The sequence below is a fragment of the Cellulosimicrobium cellulans genome (assembly GCF_001722485.1).
Lineage (GTDB): Bacteria > Actinomycetota > Actinomycetes > Actinomycetales > Cellulomonadaceae > Cellulosimicrobium > Cellulosimicrobium cellulans_A.
Genome location: NZ_LWGL01000036.1, coordinates 1 through 24,591, shown reverse-complemented (window position 1 = coordinate 24,591; position 24,591 = coordinate 1). Strand labels below are relative to the sequence as shown.

Sequence of the window (24,591 nt, the reverse complement as noted above, 5' to 3'; positions counted from 1 at the left end):
GGTGACGACGCCCGAGGCGTCCGCGCGGAACATGCCCAGATCGACGCGCGTCGAGAACAGCGTGGCCGAGACCCACTCCCCCGGCGCGAAGCCCGAGGCGGTCGCCGTGAAGGTGCCGCCCGGCCGCCGCCGGCTTCGGCCGCGTCGACGAGGACGGGACCGTGTACGTGCGCGAGGAGGCCGGAGAGCGCGCCGTCGGGCAGTTCCCCGGCGTGGACGCCGACGAGGCGCTCACGCTGTACGTGCGCCGGTTCCTCGACCTGCAGGCGAAGGTCGCGCTGTTCGAGTCGCGCCTCGCGGCGACGGACCTGTCGGTGCGCGAGATCGACCAGACCCTCGCCCGCCTCGGCGAGGAGACCGCCGAGCCGTCCGCGGTCGGCGACCTCGACGCGCTGCGCGCACAGGTCGCGGGGCTCCGCACGCTCGCGGCGGAGCGTCGCTCCCAGATCGAGGCCGAGCGCGCCTCCGCCAAGGCCGCGGCCCTCGCGGCGCGCACCGAGATCATCGAGGCCGCCGAGAAGATCGCGGCCACCGACCCGGCCCGCATGCAGTGGCGCCCGGCCGGCGAGGAGCTGCGCAACCTGCTCGAGCGCTGGAAGGAGGCGCAGCGGTCCGGCCCGCGCATCGACCGCGCGAGCGAGGAGGCCCTCTGGAAGCGGTTCAGCCACGCCCGCACCGCCTTCGACCGCGAGCGCCGGCACTACTTCGCCGAGCTCGAGCAGCGCAACTCCGCCGCGAAGGCCGCCAAGGAGAAGCTCGTCGCCGAGGCCGAGGCGCTGTCCTCGAGCACCGACTGGGGCGCCACCGCCGGCGCCTACCGCGACCTCATGGCGCGCTGGAAGGCGGCCGGGCGCGCGAGCCGCAAGGACGACGACGCGCTCTGGGCGCGGTTCCGAGCGGCCCAGGACGCCTTCTTCCAGGCGCGCGACGCCGCGAACTCCGCCACCGACGCGGAGTACGCCGCCAACCTCGAGGTCAAGGAGGCGCTGCTCACCGAGGCCGAGGCGCTCGTGCCCGTGACGGACCTGGCGGCGGCGAAGAACGCCCTGCGCGACATCCAGGAGCGCTGGGAGGAGGCCGGGCGCGTGCCGCGCGGCGACCTGCAGCGCGTCGAGGGCCGCCTCCGCGCGGTGGAGAACGCCGTGCGGGACGCCGAGCAGGCGCAGTGGACGCGCACCAACCCGGAGACGCGGGCTCGCGCCGAGGGCGCCGCGGCGCAGCTCGAGGCGGCGATCGCGGCCCTCGAGGCCGACCTGGCGTCGGCCCGCGACCGCGGCGACTCGCGCGCGGTGTCCGAGCTCGAGACCGCGCTCGCGGCCCGGCGCTCGTGGCTCGAGCAGGTCGTGCGCGCGGCCGAGGAGTCGCGCGGCTGACGCTCCCGGCGCTGCACCAGCCGGGGCCGGCGCTCGTCCACAGGACGCGCGCCGGCCCTTCTCGTCCTCCCGGTGCGTGCGGCAGGGTGTCCGGGTGACCGTGTACCCACCCCTGGAACGCCTGCTCGAGCCGCGCGAGCCGGAGGTCGGTCTCCTCGTGCGGCCGGCCGACGTCGGCGGTGGCCCGGCGTACCAGGACCTCGTGCGCCGCGGCGCACTGGTCGTCCTCCGGGACGACGTCGCCGCACCCGCGCGCGTGCCAGTCACCCCGACGCTCCGCGCGCTGGCCGTGCGGGAGCAGGTGCCGGCGCCGTACGTCGTCGCGGGGCCGAGCGCGGCGTGGGTGCTGTGCGGCGGGCGGGCGCCGTCGCGTCTCGAGGTCGTCTACCCGCCGGGCACGCACCGGCCGCCGCCCCTGCGCGGTCGCGTCGCGCGCCAGGCGGCCCTGCTGCGGTCCGAGACGGTGCTGGTCGCCGGGGTGCGGGTCACGGACGCGCGGCGCACCGCGCTCGACGTCGCGACGCGGTGCGAGCCGGACGAGGCGGCCGCGCTCCTGCGCCGGCTCCGGGACGACCGGGGCCTCGACGTCGCGCAGGCCGCGCGCTCGCTCGAGCTGCGGTACCGGTGGGCGGGGCGCGACCGGGCACGCGCCGTGCTCGCCCGCCTGCTCGCCGAGGAGGGCGACGCGGGCTAGGTTGGTCGCCATGGCCGCTGCCACGACGCCGCCGGTGGAGCTCGACGTCCGAGGACGCACCGTCCGGGTGACCAGCCCCGACCGGGTCGTGTTCCCGGCGCGCGGGGTGACCAAGCTCGACGTCGTCGAGTACTTCCTCGCCGTCGGCGACGGGATCCTCGGCGCCCTCGTCGACCGGCCCACCACGCTGGAGCGCTGGCCCAAGGGCGTGTTCGAGGGCGCGCGCATGAGCACGCGCACCGACAACACCGGCGACGCGTTCTACCAGAAGCGCATCCCCAAGGGCGCGCCCGACTACGTGCGGACGGCGCGGATCGCCTTCCCCAGCGGGCGCACGGCCGACGAGGTGTGCCCCACCGAGCTCGCGGTCGTCGCGTGGGCGGCGAACCTCGGGACCCTCACCTTCCACCCGTGGCCGGTGCGGGGCGAGGACGTGGAGGCGGTCGACCAGCTGCGCATCGACCTCGACCCGCAGCCCGGCACCGACTTCGACGACGCCGTGCGCGTCGCCCCGCACCTGCACGAGCTCCTCGACGAGCTCGGCCTGACCGGGTACCCGAAGACGTCCGGCGGCCGCGGCATCCACGTCTTCGTCCCCGTGAGCCCCGAGTGGGACTTCGTCGCCGCGCGCCGCGCGACCATCGCGATCGGTCGCGAGCTCGAGCGCCGCCTCCCGGAGCAGGTCACGACGAAGTGGTGGAAGGAGGAGCGCGGCGCCAAGATCTTCGTCGACTACAACCAGATGGCGCGCGACCGCACGATCGCGTCGGCGTACTCGATCCGCGCGAACCAGCGGGCGACCGTCTCCGCCCCGCTGCGCTGGGACGAGCTCGGCGACGTCCACCCCGACGACTTCGACGTGCTGACGATGCCCGCCCGCTTCGCCGAGGTCGGCGACCTCTTCGCGCCGCTGCGCGCCGACCGGGACGACCCCGGCGCCTCGCTCGAGCCCGCGCTCGAGCTCTCGCGCCGCGACGAGGCCGAGCACGGCCTCGGTGACCTGCCCTACCCGCCGGAGTACCCGAAGATGCCGGGCGAGCCGAAGCGCGTGCAGCCCAGCAAGGACCGCAACCGCCCGCGCGTCCCCGACGCCTGAGCCGGGGCGCTCAGGCGCCCGGCGCCCCGGGCAGCAGCCCGCCGAGGTCGTAGCGCACCGGCTCCTCGAGCTGCTCGTAGGTGCACGAGCGCGGGTCGCGGTCGTCGCGCCACCGGCGGAACTGCGCGGTGTGGCGGAAGCGCGTGCCCTCCATGTGGTCGTAGGCGACCTCGAGCACGCGCTCGGGCCGCAGCGGGGTGAACGACAGGTCCTTGCCCGCGCTCCAGCGCGACTGGGCGCCCGGCTTGCGGTCGCCCGTCTCGGTGGCCGGGTTCTCCCAGCCGGCCCACGGGTGCGCGTCCGCCTCGGGCGTGCCCGGCTCCACGACGAGCGGCGCGAGCTCGGCCACGAGCGCGGCACGCCGGGCGGCGGGGAACGACGCGGCGACGCCGACGAACTGGAGCTGCTCCGCGTCGTCGTACAGGCCGAGCAGGAGCGACCCGAGCAGCGGCTTCGCCGGGGTCGACGTCTTGTGCAGGCGGTAGCCGGCGAGCACCACGTCGGCGTCGCGCCCGTGCTTGACCTTGAGCATCGCGCGCTTGTTCGGCTGGTAGCGCCCGTCGAGCGGCTTGGCGACCACGCCGTCCAGCCCGGCGCCCTCGAACGTGTCGAACCACTCGCGCGCCACGGCGACGTCGCGCGTGCGCGGGGTCGCGTGCACCTGGGGCCCGTCGAGGCCCAGCGCGTCGAGCACCTCCTGCCGCCGCTCGAGCGGCTCCCCGGTCATGTCCTCGTCGTCGAGCGCGAGGACGTCGAACACGATGAGGCTCGCGGGCGTCTGCTCCGCGAGGAGGCGCACGCGCGACGCGGCGGGGTGGATGCGCTGCTGCAGCACCTCGAACTCGAGGCGCCCGTCCTGGGCGACGACGATCTCGCCGTCCACCACGCACCGCGGCGGCAGCGCCGCACGCACCGCCTCGACCAGCTCCGGGAAGTACCGCTCCATCGGCCGCGCGTTGCGGCTGTCGAGGCGCACCTCGTCGCCGTCGCGGTAGACGATCGCCCGGAACCCGTCCCACTTCGGCTCGTAGACGTATCCACCCGCGACGCCGTCCGGCTCGGGCACGTCGGGGACGGACTTGGCGAGCATGGGCAGCACGGGCGGCATCACGGGCAGGTCCATGCGCCCGATCGTGCCACCGGCGCGCTCCGGCTGCCCGGCGGCGCGCGGCCCGGTCGGCGTGCCGGCGGGTGCGTCAGGCCGGGAGCGGGGGCGCCTGCTCCGCGCGGGACCCGGTGATGCGGTAGACGTCGAAGACGCCGTCGACCTTGCGCACCGCGCTCAGCACCTGCGCGAGGTGCCCCGGCTCGGCCATCTCGAACACGAAGCGCGACATCGCCACGCGGTCGTTCGACGTCGAGACCGTCGCCGACAGGATGTTCACGTGGTGGTCGGACAGCACGCGCGTGACGTCCGACAGCAGACGCGCCCGGTCGAGCGCCTCGACCTGGATCTGCACGAGGAACATCGTGTTGCTGCCGGTCGTCCACGAGACGTCGACGATGCGCTCCGGCTGGCTGCGCAGGCCCACGACGTTGCCGCAGTCGGCACGGTGCACGCTCACGCCCTGGCCGCGCGTGACGAAGCCGATGATCTCGTCGCCGGGCACCGGGGTGCAGCACTTGGCGAGCTTGACCCAGATGTCCTCGACGCCCTTGACCATGACGCCGGGGTCGCCCGTGCGGACGCGCCGCGCGGTCTGCCCGGGGCGCGCGATCTCCGCGAGGTCTTCGACCGTCGCCTCCTCGCCGCCCATCGACTGGACGAGCTTGGACACGACGTTCGCGGCCGAGACCTGGCCCTCGCCGATCGCCGCGTACAGCGCGGTGACGTCGGCGAACCGCATCTCGTTGGCGAGCGCGACGAGCGACTCGTGCGACAGCAGACGCTGGATCGGCAGGTTCTGCTTGCGCATCGCCTTGGCGATGGCGTCCTTGCCGTGCTCGACGGCCTCCTCGCGGCGCTCCTTGGAGAACCACTGACGGATCTTGTTGCGCGCCCGGGGGCTCTTGACGAACGCGAGCCAGTCGCGGCTCGGGCCGGCGTTCTCCGACTTGGAGGTCAGGACGTCGACCGCGTCGCCGTTCTCGAGCGTCGAGTCGAGCGGCACGAGGCGCCCGTTGACGCGCGCGCCCATGGTGCGGTGCCCGACCTCGGTGTGGACGGCGTAGGCGAAGTCGACCGGGGTCGACCCGGCGGGCAGGGCCAGGACGTCACCCTTCGGCGTGAAGACGTAGACCTCGGCGCCGCCGATCTCGAACCGCAGCGAGTCGAGGAACTCCGACGGGTCGGCCGTCTCGCGCTGCCAGTCGACGAGCTGGCGCAGCCAGCGCATGTCGTTCGCGGCGCTGTCGGCCTTGTCCGTCTTGCCGCCGGACTTCGCGGTCTCCTTGTACTTCCAGTGCGCCGCGACGCCGTACTCCGCGCGCCGGTGCATGTCGTGCGTGCGGATCTGGATCTCGACGGGCTTGCCGCCGGGGCCGATGACCGTCGTGTGCAGCGACTGGTACATGTTGAACTTCGGCATCGCGATGTAGTCCTTGAACCGCCCCGGCACGGGGTTCCACCGCGCGTGCAGCGCGCCGAGCGCCGCGTAGCAGTCCCGGACGCTGTCCACGAGGACGCGTGCGCCGACGAGGTCGTAGATCTCCGCGAAGTCGTGACCGCGCACGATCATCTTCTGGTAGATCGAGTAGTAGTGCTTCGGCCGCCCCGTGACCGTCGCGCGGATCTTCGCGCTGCGCAGGTCCGCCGTGACCTGGTCGCGCACCACCGCGAGGTACTCCTCGCGCGCGGGGGCGCGCTCGGCGACGAGGTGCACGATCTCGTCGTACACCTTGGGGTACAGCGCCTGGAACGACAGGTCCTCGAGCTCCCACTTGATGGTGTTCATGCCGAGGCGGTGCGCGAGCGGCGCGTAGATCTCGAGGGTCTCGCGGGCCTTGCGCTCCGCGGACGACGACGACACGTACTTCCACGTGCGGGCGTTGTGCAGCCGGTCGGCGAGCTTGATGACGAGCACGCGGATGTCGCGAGCCATGGCGACGACCATCTTGCGCACGGTCTCGGCCTGCGCGGCGTCGCCGTAGGTCACCTTGTCGAGCTTCGTCACGCCGTCGACGAGCATCGCGATCTCGTCGCCGTACTCGCCGCGCAGCTGGTCCAGCGAGTAGGAGGTGTCCTCGACGGTGTCGTGCAGGAGCGCCGCGGCGAGCGTCGACGCGTCGAAGCCGAGCTCGGCGAGGATCGTCGCGACCGCCACCGGGTGCGTGATGTACGGGTCGCCGCTCTTGCGGAGCTGGCCCCGGTGCGCGCGCTCCGCCGTGCCGTAGGCGCGCTCGACCACGGACAGGTCCGACCGCGGGTGGTTGGTGCGCACCGCCTGCAGGAGCGGCTCGAGCGCCGGGCTGCCTCCGCCGCCGGTCCGCGTGCCGAACCGGACCAGGCGCGACCGGACCCCGCGCGGGCCGGACGGGCCCGCGCTCGTGGCCCCGGGCGCCGCCGGGCCCGCGGGCGCGCGCGACGTGCGTGTCTCCTCGCTCATGCGCGCCTCCCTCTCAGACCTGTGGGTCGTACCCGTCGGCGGTCCCGTCGGCGCGGTGGGCCGTGCGAGACCCTGCCGCACCGGCCGGAGTGGCAATCCTACGACTCCACGTGCAGGAGCGCGGTCACCTCGCGTCCCGTGAGGCGCTCACGCCCCCCGAGGCCGCCGAGCTCGAGCAGGAACGCCGTGCCGACGACGACGCCCCCGCTCCGCTCGACCAGCTCCGCACCCGCGGCCGCCGTCCCACCGGTCGCCAGCACGTCGTCGACCAGCAGAACGCGTGCACCGGGCTCGAGTGTTCCCGAGCGGAGCTCGATCGTCGCCGTGCCGTACTCGAGGTCGTAGGTCACGGTGTCCGTCGGCGGCGGCAGCTTGCCCGCCTTGCGCAGGGGGACGAATCCCACTCCCAGGTGGGTCGCGAGCGGCGCGCCGAGGAGGAAGCCGCGGGCCTCGAGCCCGGCGACGACGTCGACACCGCCGTCCACGGCGCCCGCGACGTCACCGAGGCACGCCACCACGTGACGGAACGCGTCGCCGTCGGCCAGCAGGCCCGTGATGTCCCGGAAGAGGACCCCGGGCTCGGGGTAGTCGGGCACCGAGCGGACGAGCGAGAGCACGCGCGAGGCCTGCTCCGGGCCGAGCCCGCCGAGGCCGACGGCGCGCACGCCGTCGGCCTCGAGGAAGGCGCTGTCGGACACGGTCATCGAGCGCGTCGCCGGCGCGGCTGCGCCTTGTTGCCCAGGTGGGACCCTGGCTGGAGCTGACGGTCCCCCGCGACGCCGGCCGCCGCGAGCACCGCGTCGTCCGACGCGCCCTCGCCCAGGTCGGCCACGCGGTCCGCGCGCAGGTCGAGGACCGTGCGCGTGTGCTCGGCGATCGCCGGCTCGCGCTCGCGCAGCGCCACCTCGAGCGGTGTGGCGAGGAAGATCGACGAGTACGCACCGACCGCCATGCCGACGAACAGAGCGAGCGCGATGTCGCGCAGCGTGCCGGCGCCGAGCAGGAAGGCACCGATGAACAGGATCGCGGCGACGGGCAGCAGCGCGACGACCGACGTGTTGATCGAGCGCACCATCGTCTGGTTCACCGCGAGGTTGGCCCGCTCGGCGTACGTGCTGCGCGTCTGGTCGAGGATGCCGGTCGTGTTCTCGCGCACCTTGTCGAACACCACGACGGTGTCGTAGATGGAGTACGCGAGGATCGTCAGGATGCCGATGACCGTCGCCGGGGTGATCTCCCACCCGATGAGCGCGTAGATGCCGACCGTCACGACCAGGTCGTGGAACAGCGCGATGACCGCCGCCGCCGCCATGCGCCAGTTCCGGAAGTACACCGTCATGACGAGGCTGACGAGCAGCAGGAAGACGACGAGACCGACGATCGCCTTCTGCGAGACGTCCTGGCCCCAGGTCGGGCCGATGAACGCGCTGGTCACCTCGCCGACCGAGACGTCGTACGCCTCCGCCAGGCCGGCGCGGACGTCCTCGACCTGCTCGTTGGTCAGCTCGGCCGTCTGGATCCGCAGCGCGTCGCCACCGACGGAGGAGATGCGGGGCACCTCCTCCGGGGCGACCGCCTGGACGGCCTCGACGGCGGGCTCCTGCGATGTGTCGGCCGCGCCGGACACCGTGAACTCGGAGCCGCCGCGGAACTCGATGCCGAGGTTGAGGCCACCGCCGGCGATGCGCACGCCGACGACGGCGAGCGAGAGCAGCACGGCCACGGCCGCGACGACGAAGTACCGCTTGCGGCGCCCGACGATCGCGTACGAACGGCGCCCCGTGTAGAGGTCGTTGCCCCACTGGGCGAAACCGCTGGCCATCAGTGCTTCTCCTCGTTCTCGCCGCCGGACGCCGGGGCGTCGGAGGCCTGGTCCTCGGCGGTCGCCGCGGCACGCCGCTCGGCCGCGCGCCGCTCGGCGATCGTCATGCGGGGCCCGTCGGCCGTCGCCACGCCGACCCCGGCGCCGACGCGCTCGCGCACCGGAGCGGGCTCCTCACGGTCGGAGCGGGCTGCGTCCGCGACGTCCTCGGGGGACGGCGTCGCGGACTCCGAGCCCGCCGTGACGACGCGGCCACGGCCCGCGTACCGGACGGCGCGCGCGCCGAGACGGCGCGGGTCGAGGCCGGACCACGGGTGCCCGCTCGCGAAGAACTTCGTCCGGGAGAGCAGCTGCAGCAGCGGGTGCGTGAACAGGAACACGACGACGATGTCGATGAGCGTCGTGAGCCCGAGCGTGAACGCGAAGCCGCGCACGCCGCCGACGGCGAGGAAGTAGAGCACGATCGCGGCGCAGAAGTTCACGGCGTCGGACGCGAGGATCGTGCGCCGGGCGCGCTGCCAGCCCTTCTCGATCGCCGAGTTGAGCGTGCGGCCGTCGCGCAGCTCGTCGCGGACGCGCTCGAAGTAGACGATGAACGAGTCGGCGGTGATGCCGATCGCGACGATGAGGCCCGCGACGCCGGCGAGGGACAGGCGGTAGCCGATGGCCCACGACAGCGCGGTGATGACGCCGTACGCCAGCACGGCGGCGACGCCGAGGGACGCGACGGTGACCAGGCCGAGCACGCGGTACTGCAGGAGCGAGTAGATCACCACGAGCAGCATGCCGATCGCGCCGGCGAGCAGACCCTTCTGGAGCTGCTCGGAGCCGAGCGTCGCGGAGATCTGCTCCTGGCTCTGCACCTCGAACGTCAGGGGCAGCGAGCCGAAGTTCAGCTGGTTCGCGAGCGTCGCGGCGGTGTCGCGCGTGAACGTGCCGGAGATCTCCGCCTGGCCGTTGGGGATCGGCACCTGCGAGACGGGTGCCGAGATGACGAGCCCGTCGAGGACCATCGCGAACTGGTTCTGCGGCGACGGGAGCGAGGTCAGGCGCGTGGTGACCTCGCGGAACTTGTCGGTGCCCTGGCCGTCGAACTCGAGGTTGACGACCCATTCGTTCGTCACGGCACCGGACTGGCTCACGCCGAGGCCGGAGCTCGCGTTCGCGATGTCCGTGCCCTCGACCTCGACCGGGCCGAGGATGTACTTGGCGAAGCCGTCCGCGGAGCACGCGACGAACGCGCTGTCGGTCGGGCCGCTGTCGCCGCCCACGAGGTTCTCGGGGACGGTGCAGTCGAGCGCGTCGAACTGCTCCTGGATCTCCGGGGTGATCTGCGACAGGTCGCTCGGGTTCTCCGGGCGCACGACCTCCTCGGCGGGCGCCGCGTCGTCGGCCGGCGCGTCGGTCGCCGCGCCGGCGGGCGCCTCCGTGCCCTCGGCCGGCGCCTCCGTGCCGTCCGCCGGGGCCTCGGCGGCGCCGTCCGCGGGCGGCTCGGCCGACTCGGTGGCCTCGGGCGTCTCGCCCTCGGCCGCCTCTCCCTCGGCGGGCTGCTCGGTCGCGGTGGGCGTCGGCGCCCCGACCGCCAGCACCGGCCGGAAGCGCATCTGCGCGGACTGGCTGACGAGGTCGATCGTCTCCTGGCTCGGCTCGCCCGGGATGCCGACGACGATGTTCCGCCCGCCCTGGCTCGTGATCTCCGCCTCGGACACGCCCTGCGCGTCGATGCGCTGGCGGATCACGTTGATCGCCTGGGTGATCGTCTCGCCCGTGATCTCGGAGTCGTCCGTGGTGCTCGGCTGCAGGATGATCTGCGTGCCGCCCTCGAGGTCGAGCGCGAGCCCCGGCGTGAGGCTGGCCCCGCCCGGGTTCTCCGCCGTCTGCGGGTCGAGCTTCGTCCCCGCGAAGAGGCTGCCGAAGAGGGCGACCACGAGGACGCCCAGGAAGACGAGGGACCGCACGGGCCTCGCTCGTGTGCTGCTGGTGGCCAACTGTCCGTCTCTTCTCGTGCGCGTGCGGTGGGCCCGCGGGCCCACCGCGTCAGTCCGGCCGCCGGGGCGGCCGGTGGGTGGTCACTTGCTGTCGGTGCCCTCGTCGCGGCGGTCCCGGTCCTTCTGGGCGCCCTCGTCGAGGCCCGAGAGGTCGTCCGGGACGACGAGGTCGTCGGCGTCGCGCGCCGTCGAGCCGGGGGTGACGCTCGCCGCACCGCCGGCGCTGCCGTACGCGGCGGTCGTGCCCGTCGCGGTCGCCGTGTCGTCGGCGTCCGTCTCGTCGGTCTCGGTGGGGGTCTCCTCGACCGGCTGGTCCACGCGCTTGGCGATCGCGGCACGCAGCCAGCGGGTGCGCGAGCCGGGCGTCGACTCGATCGTGATGATGTCGTTCTCCTCGTCGACGTCGACGATGGTGCCGAAGAGGCCGGAGCCCGTCATGACCTCCTGGCCCGGCGCGAGGTTCGACCGGAAGTTCTGCGCCTCGCGCTGCTGCTTGCGGGTGCGGCTGGTCATGAGGAACATCGCACCGGCCGCGAGGGCGAGGATGAGGAGGAAGCTGATATCCATGACGGGGTCTCACGTGTCCTGTTCGTCGGGGTCTGCGCGGCAGTCTAGGCGCGCGCGCACGGTTCACCAACGAGCCGTCCGTCCGTCGAGTTCCCCGCGCCGACCTCGACCAGTCTAGGCCCTCGGGCACCCGGCCTGTGACCGCGGTCACCGTGCGGGCGTGCGCGGTTCAGGCGTCGAACAGCGTGCCGGTCTCGCGCGGCGGTGTCAGGCCGAGGTGGGCCCAGGCGGCGGGCGTCGCGACCCGGCCACGCGGCGTGCGGCCGACGAGCCCCTCCCGCACGAGGTACGGCTCGGCGACCGTCTCGACCGTCTCCGCCTCCTCGCCGACGGTGACGGCGAGGGTCGTGAGCCCGACGGGGCCGCCGTTGAAGCGCGTGCACAGGGCGGTGAGGACGGCGCGGTCGAGCCGGTCGAGGCCGATGGGGTCGACCTCGTAGACCTCGAGCGCGGCGCGGGCGGCGCGCAGGTCGAGGCTGCCGTCGCCGCGCACCTGCGCCCAGTCGCGCACCCGGCGCAGCAGCCGGTTGGCGATGCGCGGCGTGCCGCGCGAGCGGCCCGCGATCTCGTGCGCCGCGTCCGGGTCGAGCGCGACCCCGAGCAGCCCGGCCGAGCGCGTGAGGACCTTCTCGAGCTCGTCGCCCGAGTAGAAGTCGAGGTGGCCGGTGAAGCCGAACCGGTCGCGCAGCGGCGCGGGCAGCAGGCCGGCGCGGGTCGTGGCACCGACGGCGGTGAACGGCGGCAGGCTCAGCGGGATGGCGCTGGCCCCGGCGCCCTTGCCGACGACGACGTCGACGCGGAAGTCCTCCATCGCCATGTACAGCAGCTCCTCGGCGGGGCGCGCGAGGCGGTGGATCTCGTCGATGAACAGGACCTCGCCCTCCTCCAGGGAGGACAGCACGGCGGCGAGGTCGCCGGCGTGCTGGATCGCCGGGCCCGACGTCACGCGCAGCGACGTGCCGAGCTCAGCGGCGATGATCATGGCGAGCGTCGTCTTGCCGAGGCCGGGAGGCCCGGAGAGGAGGACGTGGTCGGGCGCCGCGCCGCGCGCGAGCGCGGCCTGCAGGACGAGGGAGAGCTGGTCGCGCACGACGCGCTGCCCGACGAACTCCTCGAGCCGGCGCGGGCGCAGCGCCGCCTCGGCGGCGCGCTCGAGGTCGTCGGCGCCCGCCGCGACGATCCGCTCGGACGTGAAGGTGTCGTCGCCGGGGTCGTCGCCCAGTCCGACGCGGTCGAAGTTCGCCATCGTCAGCCCCGCTGCCCGCCGAGCACGCGCAGCGCCGCCCGGAGCGCGCCGGCGACGTCCGCGGCCTCGACGACGTCGACGCCCGCCTGGGCGAGCACGGTCGCGACGGCGTCGTCGGCCGCCTTGACGTTCCAGCCGAGCCCGACGAGGGCCTCGACCACCTGGTCGCGCCGGTCCTCGACGCGCGGGGCCGCGGCGGCTCCCCCGGCACCGGACGGCGCGTCCGTGCCCGTGGGGGCGCCGAGCTTGTCGCCCAGCTCGAGCGCGATGCGCTGCGCGCCCTTGTTGCCGATGCCGGGGACGCGCACGAGCGCCGCGATGTCCGGTCCGGCGACGGCGCGCCGCAGGGCGTCCGGCGTGTGCACCGCGAGCATCGCGAGCGCGAGCCGCGGACCGACGCCGCTCACGGTCTGCACGGTCTCGAACACGGTGCGCTCGTCGTCGTCGGCGAAGCCGTAGAGCGTGAAGGAGTCCTCGCGCACCACGAGGCTCGTGGCGAGCCGAGCGCTCTCGCCGACGCGGAGGGTGGCGAGCGTCGCGGGGGTGGCGTGCACGAGGTACCCCACTCCCCCGACCTCGAGCACCGCCCGGTCGAGGTGCACGCTCGACACGGTCCCGCTCAACGAGGCGATCACTCCGGCTCCTTCTGGTCAGGCTCGAACACCCGTACGACGGGGCGCCACTCTAGCAACGCGCCCGGACACCCCGGCTCACCGACACCCGCACGCGCCGCTGCCGCGAGCGGTCGTCGCACGGACGCCTACCTGGCAGCGCGGGTACGCGTCCGCGCGGTGCGCTCCGCGGCGGCCCAGGCGCGCTGGGCGGGGGTGAGCTCGTGCCGCTCGCCGCCCTGCAGCGCGCCGGCCGGGCGCCACAGGTGGCAGATCGCGAGGGCGAGGGCGTCGGCGGCGTCGGCGGGCTTGGGCAGCTCGCCGAGCCCGAGGATGCCGGCGACCATGCGCTGCACCTGCTCCTTGCCGGCGCGCCCGCTCCCGGTCACGGCGGCCTTCACCTCGGACGGCGTGTGCATCGCCACCGGGACCCCGCGGCGCGCGGCCCCGAGCATCGCGAGGCCGGCGACCTGCGCCGTCCCCATGACGGTGCCGACGTTGTGCTGGGCGAACACGCGCTCGACGGCGACGACGTCGGGCACGTGCTCGTCGAGCCACGCGTCGAGCCGCTCGGCGATCCGCAGCAGCCGCAGGTCGACGCTGAGCTCGGGGTCCGACCGCAGCACCCCGACGGCCACGAGCTCGGCCTTCCGCCCCGGCAAGGAGTCCACGACTCCCACGCCGCACCGCGTCAGACCAGGGTCCACTCCGAGCACGCGCACGCCCTCAGCCTTTCACGAGCCGACGACACGCTGTGCTCGCCACGCGGAGAGCTCGCGCCGAGCCGACCAGGTGTCGAGCGCGGAGTGGCGCCCAGCACGTTGCGGCACGGGGCGGGTCGTGCGCGCGGTCGTGGACGGGCCTGGCGGGAGCGACGCGAGGGACGAGCGGCGCGGATGGTAGACCGCGCGCACGATCCGTCCCGGGCCGCCGGTGACCCGACCACCGGCCGCCGACGGCGACGACACGTCAGTCGTCGTTCTCGAGCTCCGCCATGACCTCGTCGGACGCGTCGAAGTTCGCGTAGACGTTCTGCACGTCGTCGCTGTCCTCGAGCGCGTCGATGAGCCGCAGGATCTTGCGCGCGCCCTCGGCGTCGACCTCGACCTGCATGGACGGGTGCCACACGGAGTCGGCGGAGTCGTACTCGATGCCGGCGTCCTGGATGGCGGTGCGGACGGCGACGAGGTCGCTCGCCTCGCACAGCACCTCGATGACCTCGCCCTCGTCGGACACCTCCTCGGCGCCCGCGTCGAGGGCGGCGAGCATGACGTCGTCCTCGGTGACGCCGTCGGCCTTGGGCACGACGACGAGGCCCTTGCGGGAGAACAGGTACGACACGGACCCGGGGTCGGCGAGGCTGCCACCGTTGCGGGAGAACGCGGTGCGCACCTCGGCGGCGGCGCGGTTCTTGTTGTCGGTGAGGCACTCGACGAGCACGGCGATGCCGTTGGTGCCGTAGCCCTCGTACATGATCGTCTGGTAGTCGACGGCGTCGGCGCCCTCGCCGGAGCCGCGCTTGACGGCGCGGTCGATGTTGTCGTTGGGGACCGACGACTTCTTCGCCTTCTGGATGGCGTCGAAGAGCGTGGGGTTGCCGGCGGGGTCTCCGCCGCCGGTGCGCGCCGCGACCTCGATGTTCTTGATGAGCTTCGCGAAGAGCTTGCCGCGCTTGGCGTCGATCGCGGCCTTCTTGTGCTTGGTCGTGGCCCACTTGGAGTGCCCTGACATGCGTACTACCCCTTCGCGATTTCGACGAACAGCTCGTGCACGCGCGTGTCCCCGGAGATCTCGGGGTGGAACGAGGTGGCGAGCAGCGATCCCTGCTGGACTGCGACGATCCTACCGGCGGCGGGCTCGGGGATACCGGGCGTGCCCGCGTCGGGGATGCGGGCGAGCACCTCGACCCCCGGGCCGGTCTCCTCGACCCACGGCGCGCGGATGAACACGGCGTGCACGGTCGGGTCGTCGCCGGGCAGGCCGGCGAACGGGAGGTCGGTCTCGAAGGAGTCCACCTGGCGGCCGAACGCGTTGCGCCGCACGGTGACGTCGAGGCCGCCGACGGTGCGCTGGTCGGCCGTCCCGGCGAGGATGCGGTCCGCGAGGAGGATCATCCCGGCGCACGAGCCGTAGACCGGGAGCCCGGCGGCGACGCGGTCGCGCAGCGGCTCGTCGAGCTCGAAGACCCGCAGCAGCTTGTCGATGGTGGTCGACTCCCCGCCGGGCAGCACGAGCCCGTCCACGCGGGCGAGCTCCTCCGGGCGCCGCACGGTCACGGCACGCGCTCCGGCGGCCTCGAGCGCGGCGAGGTGCTCGCGCACGTCGCCCTGGAGGGCGAGGACCCCGATCGTGATCGTCACGAGGGGTGATGATACGTCGGCCGGTAGCCTCGCCGACGTGACGCTCGCCCCACCCCCGCAGCCCGTCCCTCCGTACGGTTCCGCCCCTGGCGCACCGGTCCCTCCCCCGCCCGCGGGGTCGCGCCGTGCCCCGCGCGGTGCGGCGGCGCTGGTCGTCGCCGGTGCCGTCCTGCTCGCGGCGGCCCTCGTGGCGGGGGTGCTCGCCGTGGTGCTGTTCGTGCGCGCCGTCCCGACCGGGGTGGTCGACGCCGCGGGCGGGCCCGGGTCCGCCGCGCTCGCGTCCGGCCCTGCCCCCGGCGCGGCGGAGCTCGTGGTGACGGGCGGCACGACGTACGCGGTGTGGGCGGTGGACGGCGGGGCGCTCGGGCCGCGCGACGTGACGCTCGCCTGCCCGGGGTCGGACGCTCCGCCGGTGTCCGCGCCGTCCGTGTCGGGCTCCTCGTCGGCGGGCGGGGTGACGGCCGAGACGGTCGCGGAGTTCACCGCTACCGCCGACGCCACGTGCACCGTCTCGGTCGCGTCGGCCCCGGGCACGTCGGTGTCGGGCACGTCGACGTTCGTCGTCACCGAGGGCTGGCGGTTCGGGGAGTTCTTCGCGACCGTCGGGGGGACCGTGGCCGCCGTGCTCGTCGCGATCGGCGGCGGCGTGCTGGGTGCCGCCCTGCTCGCGGGCGGGATCGTCTGGCGCGTGGTCGCGCGGCGCTGAGCGCGGACGTCGTGCGCCGCACGGGCCGCGCGCCGACCCCCGGCCGGGCCGGCTCAGTGCTCGTGCGCGAGACCGAGGTGCCGCGTGACGCCGTCCCAGCCGCCGAGCAGCGGCCGGACGAGGTCGGCCAGCCCCTCGGGGAACACCTCGATGTCGACCTGCGCGAGGTCGTCGAGGGACCACCACCGCAGCTCGTCGACGACGTCGACCTCCACGTCGGTCCAGCCGTCGCGGCTGAGCTGGTGGCCGGCGAGGACCGCGCCGCGAAGCCGCGCGAGGTAGAAGACCTCGTCCTGGCGGCAGTGCTGCCGGTAGAAGTCGAAGACCGCGCTGCGGGTCCAGACGGGGCCGACGAGCGCGTCCGGGTCGAGCGCGATCCCCGTCTCCTCGCGCACCTCGCGCAGCGCGGCTGCGGCGTCGCTCTCGCCGTCGTCGATCCCGCCCCCGACCGTGAACCACCACGACCGCTCGGGCTGGTCGACGTCGTGGCCGCGCACGAGCAGCACGCGGTCGGCGTCGTCGAGCAGGAGGACGCGCGCGCCACGGCGGAAGTACAGGCCGTCGTCCCCGAGCACCCAGTCGGGGCCCAGGGACGACGGCGCTGCGTCGTCGAGCGTCACCGTAGGGCGTCCGCGCGCGAGAGGGTCACCAGCCGCGCTCGGCCAGGCGGTGCGGCACCGGGATGTCGTCGACGTTGATCCCGACCATGGCCTCGCCGAGGCCGCGCGACACCTTGGCGACGACGTCGGGGTCGTCGTAGAAGGTCGTGGCCTTGACGATCGCCGACGCGCGCTGGGCGGGGTTGCCGGACTTGAAGATGCCCGAGCCCACGAACACGCCCTCGGCGCCGAGCTGCATCATCATCGCGGCGTCGGCGGGCGTCGCGATGCCGCCCGCGGTGAACATCACGACGGGGAGCTTGCCCGTGGCCGCGACCTCGCGGACGAGCTCGTACGGCGCCTGCAGCTCCTTGGCCGCGACGAACAGCTCGTCCTCCGGCAGCGACGTGAGACGACGGATCTCGGCGCGGATGGTGCGCATGTGGGTCGTCGCGTTGGACACGTCGCCCGTGCCGGCCTCGCCCTTGGAGCGGATCATCGCCGCGCCCTCGGTGATGCGGCGCAGGGCCTCGCCGAGGTTCGTCGCGCCGCACACGAACGGCACGGTGAACTGCCACTTGTCGATGTGGTTCGCGTAGTCGGCGGGCGTGAGGACCTCGGACTCGTCGACGTAGTCCACGCCGAGCGACTGCAGGACCTGGGCCTCGACGAAGTGGCCGATGCGCGCCTTCGCCATGACGGGGATCGAGACGGCCTCGATGATGCCGTCGATCATGTCCGGGTCCGACATGCGCGACACGCCGCCCTGCGCGCGGATGTCGGCTGGGACGCGCTCGAGCGCCATGACCGCGACGGCGCCCGCGTCCTCGGCGATCTTCGCCTGCTCCGGGGTGACGACGTCCATGATGACGCCGCCCTTGAGCATCTCGGCCATGCCGCGCTTGACCTTCGCGGTGCCGACGGCGGCTCCTGCCGCGGGGCTCGCGGGGACGGTGTCGGCGGTCGTGCTGGGGTCGGACAGGTGGGTCACCGGTATCTCACACCTTCGATGTTCGGCGGGCTCCGCGGCCGCTGCCGGGCCGGCGACCAGGCCGGCGGGGAGACGAGCACGCGCGGTGGCGGGCCCGTGCTCGCGCACCGGGCTCATCGTACTGCCGCCGGATCGGCGTCGGGACGGGCGTCCACGCCTCGTGGCGGCCGGGCCTGTCCGGGATCGCGCCCCTCAGGCGGAACCCGCCGCCAGCTCGACGGGGCGCCCGAGCCCGGGCGGCCACGTGTCGTCGAGCTCCACGGTCGCCGGCATCGGCGCGTGCCCGGCGAGCCGGAACAGGCGCACCCACCACTTGTGCCGCACGCGCTGCGCCTGCGCGACGGCCTCGTTGTGGAACCGGCGGGCGAGCTGTGCCCGGTACCACGCCGCCGCGAGGTGCCCGAGGAGCTCGTCGCCCGCGGGGTCGGCGCGCAGGTCGGCGACGTCCTCGGGGCTCTCGAAGGCGGACCGCAGCGTCGCCGACAGGTCGGACTCGGCGAGCGCGCGCGAGGGCGCCATGCCGCCGAGGAGCCTGCGCGGCGGTGCGCCGCCCTGCTCCCCCAGGCCGGGGACGCTCTCGACGAGGCGGCGCGAGTCCGCGTCGTCGTCGAGCACCGCATGGGCCGCCTCCGCGAGGAGGACCGAGGTCGCGGGGTCGAGCTCGCCGGACGCGGCGAGGTCGACCGCCGCCGACGCGCGGCGCACGAGCTGGGCGTCGAGCGCGAGGCGCGAGGCCATGACCTTGCGGTGCAGGCGGTCGAGGCGCGACGCCGCCACCCACAGCAGCCATCCCACGAGCACGGCGACGGCGACGACGAGGACCACCGTCTCGGACCAGGTCATGCGCGGCTCTCCTCCTCGCGCTCGGCGCGCGCCCGGCCGAGGAGCCGGCCGCCGCGCAGCGATCGGGGGTCCTCGTGCACGGGAATGACGGCCGACGACGCGGCGAGCACCGTCTCGTAGACCGCGAGCACCTCGGCCGTGACGGCGGACCAGTCGAAGCGGCGGACGAACGCGCGGGCCCGCTCCCGGTACGCGTCGCGGCGCGCGGGGCCCGCGAGCACGTCGAGCACGGTGGCGGCGAGCGCCGCGCCGTCCCCGACGGGGAAGAGCGCGCCGGCGGCGCCGTCGTCGAGCACCCGCCGGAACGCGCCGAGGTCGCTCGCGACCACGCACGCCCCCGCGCTCATCGCCTCGACGAGGACGATGCCGAAGCTCTCGCCGCCGGTCTGGGGCGCGATGTACAGGTCCACGGAGGCCAGCAGGCTCGCCTTGTCCTCGTCGCTCACGCCGCCGAGGAACTCGACCGCCGCGGCGTGCTCACCGAGCGCGGCGACCGCCTGGTCGCGACCGTCGTCGCCGCGTCCCGCGACGAGGAAGCGAGCGCCGGGAAGCCGCTCGAGGATCCGCGGGATCGCGTCGGTGAGGACCGGCAGCCCCTTGCGCGGCTCGTCGAGGCGGCCGAGGAACGCGATCGTCGGCGCGTCGGGCGTGCCCTGCCACCGCGGCGCCGGCGCGGCGGACGCGAACGTGTCGACGTACACCCCGTTGGGGATGACGACGGCGTCGCCGCCGAGGTGGTCGACGAGCGTGCGTCGGGCGTCCTCGGAGACCGCGATGCGCGCGTCGATCTTCTCCAGGCTCTGGCGCACGAGCGGGTAGGCGACCTGCAGGGCGCGCGAGCGCACGAGCGAGGAGTGGAACGTCGCGACGATCGGTCCCTGAGCGATCCACAGCGCGCTCATCGACAGCGAGGGGTTGACGGGCTCGTGCAGGTGCAGCACGTCGAAGCGGCCCGCGTCCAGCCAGCGCCGCACCCGGCCGACCGACCGGGGGCCGAACGTGACGCGGGCGACCGAGCCGTTGTAGCGCACGGGGATCGCTCCCCCCACGGACGTGAGGTAGTCGGGCACGGGGGTGTCGTCGTCCGCGGGCGCGAGGACCGAGACGTCGTGGCCCAGCGACATGAGCGACTCGGCGAGGTCGCGCACGTGGAACTGCACGCCGCCCGGTGCGTCGAACGAGTACGGGCACACGATCCCGACGCGCAGGCTCATGCCGTCCGCCCCGCGTCGTCCTCACGCCGCCCGGCGGGCACCGGTGCCTCCCCCGCGGCCGCTTGGGTGCGGGCGTACCGCTCCGGGTCGAGGTCCTCGACGAACACCTTCTGGAGCATGTGCCAGTCCTCGGCGTGCTCGCGGATCGCGACGCTCAGCGCGTCGACCCAGCCCTGCGTCATCGCGGCGACCTGTGCCGGTCGCGGGAGGTCGGCGGGCACCTCGACGCGGGGGAAGAACCGGATGACCAGACCCCACGGCGTACCGGCCGCGCGCCGCCGGGCACCGCGCAGGCGCTCGTAGTAGATGCCTGCCGGCACGAGGGGCGCACCGGTGCTCACCGCGAGCGCAGCAGGCCCGGCGGCCACGCGTGCACGGAGCCCGAAGAGGTCGACCTCCACGCCGCGCGCGGTGAGGTCGCGGTCGGCGAGCAGCGGGATGATGCGCCCGGGCCTGCTCGCGCCGCGCACGAGGTCGCGGAAGACGTCGCCATCGCCGAGCGCGAGGATCTCGAGCCCGATGGAGGTGCGGAACGACAGGAACTCCTCGAAGAGCTCCTCGGGCTCCAGCCGCTCGGCGACCGTGAGCACGGGAGCGATGTTCGGCGTCGCGTAGGCCCCCGCGAGGTCCCAGTTGCCCTGGTGGGACAGGGCGAGCACGGGGCTGCGGTCGCCGTCGAGGTGGGCGGTGAGGTTCTCGTAGTCGACGAGCCGCACTCGCGCGCGGACCTGCTCGGGGGTCCACGCGGGCAGGGTGAACGCCTCGCGGTAGTAGCGCATGTACGAGCGCATGCCAGCGCGCGAGAGGCGCCGCAGCGCGCGGGGCGTCAGGCCCGGCCGGACCCGGGACAGGTTCTTCTCGAGCTGACGCACGCCGCCGCCGCGCAGGAGCCACGCGACGTCGGCGACGAGGGTGAACAGGCCGCGCAGCAGCGGGTCGGGGACCTTGCGAGCGTTGCGCCACGCGAAGGTGAACGCGGCGCCGGTGTCGATCGCCATCGTCAGCGGGTACCTCCGGTCGGGCGGGACGGGTCAGCGGAGCCGGCGTCCGCGCCGAGGGCGAGGGCCTGGCGACGGACCACCGCCACGCGCTGGACGATGGTCACGGCGCTGGCCGCGGCGAGCAGGGCGAGCACGACGACGAGCACGAAGGGCGTCACGCCGAGGCCGACGAGCCCGGCGGCGACGAGCGCGGCGACGAGCCGGTCGGCTCGCTCGGCGATGCCGACCTGCGCCGTCATGCCGACGCTCTCGGCCCGCGCGCGGGCGTAGGGCACGACCGCGCCGAGGGCGAGGCACGCGAGCGCGGCGCCCGTGCCCCAGGCGGCGAGCCCGTGGGTCAGGCGGTCGTCGTCGGCGCGCACGAACCACAGCGTGAGGCCGACGAACACCGCGGCGTCGGCAAGGCGGTCGAGCGTCGAGTCGAGGAACGCGCCCCACGGCCCGGAGCGGCCGGCCCGGCGGGCCATGACGCCGTCGAGCACGTCGGAGAACGCGAACACCATGACGACCATCGTCCCGGCGAAGAGGTGACCGGTCGGGAAGAGCCACAGCGCGCCGGCGACGACGCCGAGCGTCCCCGCGAGCGTGACGGCGTCGGGGCTGACGCCGAGGCGCAGGAGCACGACGGCGAGCGGGGTGAACAGGCGCGTGGTGACCGCGCGCAGCCTGCCGAACATCAGGCGTCGCCCTCCCCCGCGCCGGGCCACGCGGCGGCGAGCTTGGCGCGCGTGTCGGCGAGCAGCTCGGGCACGGCCTTCGTCTGGGCGACGATCGGCAGGAAGTTCGCGTCCCCGGACCAGCGGGGCACGACGTGCTGGTGCAGGTGCGCGGCGATGCCGGCCCCGGCGACCGCGCCCTGGTTCATGCCGAGGTTGAAGCCGTCGGGCGCGGAGACGGCGCGCACGACACGCATCGCGGTCTGCGTCAGGTGCGCGACCTCGACGGTCTCGGCCTCGGTGAGGTCGGTGTAGTCCGACACGTGGCGGTACGGGACGACCATGAGGTGACCGGGGTTGTACGGGTAGAGGTTGAGCACGACGTACGCCGTGGCGCCGCGCGCGACGACGAGACCGTCGGCGTCGGGCAGCGCCGGGATCCGGCAGAACGGGCACTGGCCCGCGGAGTCGTCGGCGGGCTTGTCCTGCCCCCCGATGTACACCATGCGGTGCGGCGTCCACAGCCGGTCGAGCCCGTCGTCGTCCCCGGGGCGCTCGCCCCGGGGCTCGACGACGGGACCGGGCACGGCATCCGTGCGCTCGTCGCTCACCGCGGCGTCAGACCTGCACGCGGTCGCGGACCGCCGTGACGATGCGGTCGATCGCCTCGGCGACGGGCACGCCGTTGTCCTGGCGCCCGTCCCGGTAGCGGAACGACACGGCGCCGGCCTCGGCGTCCTCGCCGCCCGCGATGAGGACGAACGGCACCTTCTGCGTGCTCGCGTTGCGGATCTTCTTGCCGAACCGGTCGTCGGAGTAGTCGACCTCGGCGCGGATCCCCTGCGCGCGCAGCTGCGCGACGACGTCGGCCAGGTAGTCGTTGAACGGCTCGGCGACGGGCACCGCGACGACCTGGACGGGGGCGAGCCACGCCGGGAACGCGCCCGCGTAGTGCTCGAGCAGGACGGCGAAGAAGCGCTCGATCGACCCGAACAGCGCGCGGTGGATCATCACCGGGCGCTGGCGCGAGCCGTCGGCCGCCGTGTACTGCAGGTCGAACTTCTCGGGCAGGTTGAAGTCGAGCTGGATGGTCGACATCTGCCACGTGCGGCCGATGGCGTCCTTGGCCTGCACCGAGATCTTCGGGCCGTAGAACGCGGCGCCGCCCGGGTCGGGGACGAGCTCGAGGCCCGACGCCGTGGCGACCTCCTCGAGCGTGCGCGTCGCCTCCTCCCAGGTCGCGTCGTCGCCGACCGACTTCTCCGGGTCGCGCGTGGACAGCTCGAGGTAGAAGTCGTCGAGCCCGTAGTCCTTGAGCAGGTCGAGGACGAACGTGAGGAGCGAGGTGAGCTCGTCGCGCATCTGCTCGCGCGTGCAGTAGATGTGCGCGTCGTCCTGCGTGAACCCGCGCGCGCGGGTCAGGCCGTGCACGACGCCCGACTTCTCGTACCGGTACACCGTCCCGAACTCGAACAGGCGCAGCGGCAGCTCCCGGTACGAGCGCCCGCGCGCGTCGAAGATCAGGTTGTGCATCGGGCAGTTCATGGGCTTGAGGTAGTAGTCCTGCCCGGCGCGGCGCACGGTGCCGTCGTCGTCGAGCTCCTCGTCGAGGTGCATGGGCGGGTACATCCCGTCCGCGTACCAGTCGAGGTGGCCCGACACCTGGAACAGCTTCGCCTTGGTGATGTGCGGGCTGTTGACGAACGAGTACCCCGCCTCGACGTGGCGCTTGCGCGAGTACTCCTCCATCTCGGAGCGGATGATGCCGCCCTTGGGGTGGAACACCGCGAGGCCGGAGCCGATCTCGTCCGGGAAGGAGAAGAGGTCCATCTCGCTGCCGAGGCGGCGGTGGTCGCGGCGCTCGGCCTCGGCGAGCCGCTCGAGGTACGCCTTCAGCTCGTCCTTGGTGGGCCACGCCGTGCCGTAGACGCGCTGCAGCTGCGGGTTCTTCTCGCTGCCGCGCCAGTACGCCGCGGCGGAGCGCATGAGCTGGAAGCCGTTGCCGATGTGGCGCGTCGTGGGCAGGTGCGGGCCGCGGCACAGGTCCTTCCACACCACGGTCTCGGACTCGCGCCCGGCGCCGCGCACGTTGTCGTAGATCGTCAGCTCGCCGGCACCGACCTCGACGCTCGCGCCCTCGCCCGCGGTCTCCGACGAGCCCTTGAGCCCGATGAGCTCGAGCTTGTACGGCTCGTCGGCGAGCTCGGCGCGCGCCTCCTCCTCGGTGACGACGCGGCGGCGGAAGGTCTGTCCCTCCTTGACGATGCGCGCCATCGCCTTGTCGAGCGCCTTGAGGTCCTCGGGGGTGAACGGCGTCTCGACGTCGAAGTCGTAGTAGAAGCCGTCGGTGATCGGCGGGCCGATGCCGAGCTTCGCGTCCGGGTTGACCTGCTGCACCGCCTGGGCGAGCACGTGCGCGGCCGAGTGGCGCAGCACGGCGAGGCCGTCGGGCGAGTCGATGCTCACCGGCTCGACCTCGTCGCCCGGGGCGAGCGCGGTGTCGAGGTCCTTGAGCACCCCGTTGACGCGGACGACGACGACCTCGCGGCGACCGGCGAAGAGCTCCGTGCCCGTCGTGGCCGTCTCCACCGTGACGGTCCCGGCCTCGGGGACGGTGGTGACTGGCGGCTGGACGACGTCCGACACGTGCTGCTCCTTGCGGGTGGGAGGGCGCCGTCGTGGCGGCCTCGGTGAGCGGTCCCCGGACCCGCGGACGGTGCCGCGGGCGCTCGGAGGGGCGCCGTCGTCGACGGCGCCCCTCGATCGTACCGACCCGCTCCCTCAGGACGAACCGGGCACCCCGCACCGTCTGCGATCCGCGGGACACCTCGCGCCGCCCTCGGCCCGGCGGACGCCGCCTACGCGCGCGTCCACCGCCGGTGCCGCCTGCGCCGCGCCGCGGCCCACGCGGCGTCGTACTCCGCCAGGGCCTGGTCCGCGCGCTGACGCTCCGCCCCGACGAGCAGCCCGTAGCTGAACCCGTTCTCGCCCGACAGGTTCGCCTGCATGCCCAGCCCGCGCAGGGTCCGCCCGAGCGCGACGGCGTCGTGGTGCTCGCCGAGCGCGTCCTGGACGTCCTCGAACCGGCGCGCGAACCGCGCCGCGTCCTTGCCGATCGCGCCCTGCATCGACTCGCCCGCGTACCGGGCGCGCTTGGCGGCCTTGCGGACGTCGTGCAGCAGCTCGTCGCGGCGCTCGCCGTCCGCCGCGGCGGCCGCACGAGCCCGCCGGCGCGTGCGCCTCCAGGTCTTGCGCGCCAGCGCCGGCAGGACGTCCGCG

At 74.2% G+C, this 24,591-nt stretch carries 23 protein-coding genes and 1 pseudogene; 4 read left to right on the top strand and 20 right to left on the bottom strand.

Annotated elements, in window-relative coordinates; translation table 11 throughout:
- Positions 1 to 125: 125 nt before the first annotated feature.
- The 3 genes and pseudogenes from JZ5iCDA_RS06480 to ligD all read left to right on the top strand — a co-directional run.
- Positions 126 to 1,373 (top strand): annotated as a pseudogene (locus JZ5iCDA_RS06480) (DUF349 domain-containing protein); the annotation flags it as partial.
- 94 nt (positions 1,374 to 1,467) lie between these two features.
- Positions 1,468 to 2,067, top strand: a complete 600-nt coding sequence (locus JZ5iCDA_RS06475) for a hypothetical protein (RefSeq protein ID WP_139122986.1) — start codon at positions 1,468 to 1,470, stop codon at positions 2,065 to 2,067.
- Positions 2,068 to 2,077: 10 nt separating this feature from the next.
- Positions 2,078 to 3,163, top strand: a complete 1,086-nt coding sequence (ligD, locus tag JZ5iCDA_RS06470) for a non-homologous end-joining DNA ligase (protein ID WP_069386419.1) — start codon at positions 2,078 to 2,080, stop codon at positions 3,161 to 3,163.
- A 10-nt stretch (positions 3,164 to 3,173) separates the two neighbouring features.
- On the opposite strand, the gene JZ5iCDA_RS06465 is transcribed toward ligD, so the two are convergent.
- The 11 genes from JZ5iCDA_RS06465 to pdxT form a co-directional block, all read right to left on the bottom strand.
- A complete protein-coding gene (locus tag JZ5iCDA_RS06465; protein WP_069386418.1) occupies positions 3,174 to 4,286 on the bottom strand; it encodes an ATP-dependent DNA ligase in 1,113 nt (370 codons plus the stop codon).
- Positions 4,287 to 4,359: 73 nt separating this feature from the next.
- Entirely contained in the window at positions 4,360 to 6,708 is a 2,349-nt protein-coding gene (locus JZ5iCDA_RS06460) for a RelA/SpoT family protein (RefSeq protein WP_069386417.1), read from the bottom strand.
- A 98-nt stretch (positions 6,709 to 6,806) separates the two neighbouring features.
- Positions 6,807 to 7,412, bottom strand: coding sequence for an adenine phosphoribosyltransferase (locus JZ5iCDA_RS06455; RefSeq protein WP_083259731.1), 606 nt, complete (start codon positions 7,410 to 7,412; stop codon positions 6,807 to 6,809).
- A complete protein-coding gene (gene secF, locus JZ5iCDA_RS06450) occupies positions 7,409 to 8,530 on the bottom strand; it encodes a protein translocase subunit SecF (RefSeq protein ID WP_069386416.1) in 1,122 nt (373 codons plus the stop codon). The genes JZ5iCDA_RS06455 and secF overlap by 4 nt, the downstream gene beginning before the upstream one ends.
- Positions 8,530 to 10,488: a protein translocase subunit SecD gene (secD, locus tag JZ5iCDA_RS06445; RefSeq protein ID WP_069386415.1), complete on the bottom strand. Its 1,959-nt coding sequence runs from the start codon at positions 10,486 to 10,488 to the stop codon at positions 8,530 to 8,532. Before secD ends, secF begins: the two co-directional genes overlap by 1 nt.
- A 111-nt stretch (positions 10,489 to 10,599) precedes the next feature.
- Entirely contained in the window at positions 10,600 to 11,085 is a 486-nt protein-coding gene (gene yajC, locus JZ5iCDA_RS06440; RefSeq protein ID WP_069386414.1) for a preprotein translocase subunit YajC, read from the bottom strand.
- Between the two features lie 169 nt (positions 11,086 to 11,254).
- Positions 11,255 to 12,331 (bottom strand): Holliday junction branch migration DNA helicase RuvB, encoded by a 1,077-nt coding sequence (ruvB, locus tag JZ5iCDA_RS06435; RefSeq protein WP_069386413.1) that lies wholly within the window; start codon positions 12,329 to 12,331, stop codon positions 11,255 to 11,257.
- Positions 12,332 to 12,333: 2 nt separating this feature from the next.
- Positions 12,334 to 12,966: a Holliday junction branch migration protein RuvA gene (gene ruvA / locus JZ5iCDA_RS06430; protein ID WP_069386412.1), complete on the bottom strand. Its 633-nt coding sequence runs from the start codon at positions 12,964 to 12,966 to the stop codon at positions 12,334 to 12,336.
- Between the two features lie 125 nt (positions 12,967 to 13,091).
- Positions 13,092 to 13,664 carry a crossover junction endodeoxyribonuclease RuvC gene (ruvC, locus tag JZ5iCDA_RS06425; RefSeq protein WP_069386411.1) on the bottom strand — a complete coding sequence of 191 codons (573 nt, stop codon included), beginning with the start codon at positions 13,662 to 13,664 and terminating at the stop codon, positions 13,092 to 13,094.
- A 247-nt stretch (positions 13,665 to 13,911) separates the two neighbouring features.
- A complete protein-coding gene (locus JZ5iCDA_RS06415) occupies positions 13,912 to 14,673 on the bottom strand; it encodes a YebC/PmpR family DNA-binding transcriptional regulator (protein WP_069386409.1) in 762 nt (253 codons plus the stop codon).
- Positions 14,674 to 14,678: 5 nt separating this feature from the next.
- The gene (gene pdxT, locus JZ5iCDA_RS06410) at positions 14,679 to 15,302 is read right to left on the bottom strand and encodes a pyridoxal 5'-phosphate synthase glutaminase subunit PdxT (RefSeq protein ID WP_069386408.1); all 624 of its coding nucleotides are present in this window, start codon (positions 15,300 to 15,302) and stop codon (positions 14,679 to 14,681) included.
- 37 nt (positions 15,303 to 15,339) lie between these two features.
- Between pdxT and JZ5iCDA_RS06405 the strand changes: the two genes are divergently transcribed.
- Entirely contained in the window at positions 15,340 to 16,008 is a 669-nt protein-coding gene (locus tag JZ5iCDA_RS06405; protein WP_069386407.1) for a hypothetical protein, read from the top strand.
- A gap of 53 nt (positions 16,009 to 16,061) precedes the next feature.
- Here the strand turns inward: JZ5iCDA_RS06405 and JZ5iCDA_RS06400 are convergent, their stop codons facing one another.
- The 9 genes from JZ5iCDA_RS06400 to JZ5iCDA_RS06360 all read right to left on the bottom strand — a co-directional run.
- Positions 16,062 to 16,628, bottom strand: coding sequence for an NUDIX hydrolase (locus JZ5iCDA_RS06400; RefSeq protein ID WP_069386406.1), 567 nt, complete (start codon positions 16,626 to 16,628; stop codon positions 16,062 to 16,064).
- Between the two features lie 25 nt (positions 16,629 to 16,653).
- The gene (gene pdxS, locus JZ5iCDA_RS06395; RefSeq protein WP_069386423.1) at positions 16,654 to 17,589 is read right to left on the bottom strand and encodes a pyridoxal 5'-phosphate synthase lyase subunit PdxS; all 936 of its coding nucleotides are present in this window, start codon (positions 17,587 to 17,589) and stop codon (positions 16,654 to 16,656) included.
- 201 nt (positions 17,590 to 17,790) lie between these two features.
- The gene (locus JZ5iCDA_RS06390) at positions 17,791 to 18,441 is read right to left on the bottom strand and encodes a hypothetical protein (protein ID WP_069386405.1); all 651 of its coding nucleotides are present in this window, start codon (positions 18,439 to 18,441) and stop codon (positions 17,791 to 17,793) included.
- Positions 18,438 to 19,649 (bottom strand): glycosyltransferase family 4 protein, encoded by a 1,212-nt coding sequence (locus JZ5iCDA_RS06385; RefSeq protein ID WP_083259733.1) that lies wholly within the window; start codon positions 19,647 to 19,649, stop codon positions 18,438 to 18,440. Before JZ5iCDA_RS06385 ends, JZ5iCDA_RS06390 begins: the two co-directional genes overlap by 4 nt.
- A gap of 2 nt (positions 19,650 to 19,651) precedes the next feature.
- Complete coding sequence (locus JZ5iCDA_RS06380; RefSeq protein ID WP_069386403.1) at positions 19,652 to 20,653, bottom strand: phosphatidylinositol mannoside acyltransferase; 1,002 nt, start codon at positions 20,651 to 20,653, stop codon at positions 19,652 to 19,654.
- A gap of 2 nt (positions 20,654 to 20,655) precedes the next feature.
- Positions 20,656 to 21,333: a phosphatidylinositol phosphate synthase gene (gene pgsA, locus JZ5iCDA_RS06375; protein WP_069386402.1), complete on the bottom strand. Its 678-nt coding sequence runs from the start codon at positions 21,331 to 21,333 to the stop codon at positions 20,656 to 20,658.
- A complete protein-coding gene (locus JZ5iCDA_RS06370) occupies positions 21,333 to 21,923 on the bottom strand; it encodes an HIT family protein (protein ID WP_436967390.1) in 591 nt (196 codons plus the stop codon). Before JZ5iCDA_RS06370 ends, pgsA begins: the two co-directional genes overlap by 1 nt.
- Before the next feature lie 7 nt (positions 21,924 to 21,930).
- Positions 21,931 to 23,958, bottom strand: coding sequence for a threonine--tRNA ligase (gene thrS, locus JZ5iCDA_RS06365; protein ID WP_083259729.1), 2,028 nt, complete (start codon positions 23,956 to 23,958; stop codon positions 21,931 to 21,933).
- Between the two features lie 212 nt (positions 23,959 to 24,170).
- Positions 24,171 to 24,591, bottom strand: a 421-nt coding sequence (locus JZ5iCDA_RS06360; RefSeq protein ID WP_139122985.1) for a CHAD domain-containing protein, incomplete at its 5' end; no start/stop codon positions are given.

Excerpts from the sequence above, each read along its gene's own strand:
- ligD (WP_069386419.1), top strand. The coding sequence starts at position 2,078 with ATGGCCGCTGCCACGACGCCGCCGGTGGAGCTCGACGTCCGAGGACGC.
- JZ5iCDA_RS06465 (WP_069386418.1), bottom strand. The coding sequence starts at position 4,286 with ATGGACCTGCCCGTGATGCCGCCCGTGCTGCCCATGCTCGCCAAGTCC.
- JZ5iCDA_RS06460 (WP_069386417.1), bottom strand. The coding sequence starts at position 6,708 with ATGAGCGAGGAGACACGCACGTCGCGCGCGCCCGCGGGCCCGGCGGCG.
- JZ5iCDA_RS06455 (WP_083259731.1), bottom strand. The coding sequence starts at position 7,412 with ATGACCGTGTCCGACAGCGCCTTCCTCGAGGCCGACGGCGTGCGCGCC.
- secF (WP_069386416.1), bottom strand. The coding sequence starts at position 8,530 with ATGGCCAGCGGTTTCGCCCAGTGGGGCAACGACCTCTACACGGGGCGC.
- yajC (WP_069386414.1), bottom strand. The coding sequence starts at position 11,085 with ATGGATATCAGCTTCCTCCTCATCCTCGCCCTCGCGGCCGGTGCGATG.
- ruvB (WP_069386413.1), bottom strand. The coding sequence starts at position 12,331 with ATGGCGAACTTCGACCGCGTCGGACTGGGCGACGACCCCGGCGACGAC.
- JZ5iCDA_RS06415 (WP_069386409.1), bottom strand. The coding sequence starts at position 14,673 with ATGTCAGGGCACTCCAAGTGGGCCACGACCAAGCACAAGAAGGCCGCG.
- JZ5iCDA_RS06390 (WP_069386405.1), bottom strand. The coding sequence starts at position 18,441 with ATGACCTGGTCCGAGACGGTGGTCCTCGTCGTCGCCGTCGCCGTGCTC.
- JZ5iCDA_RS06380 (WP_069386403.1), bottom strand. The coding sequence starts at position 20,653 with ATGGCGATCGACACCGGCGCCGCGTTCACCTTCGCGTGGCGCAACGCT.
- pgsA (WP_069386402.1), bottom strand. The coding sequence starts at position 21,333 with ATGTTCGGCAGGCTGCGCGCGGTCACCACGCGCCTGTTCACCCCGCTC.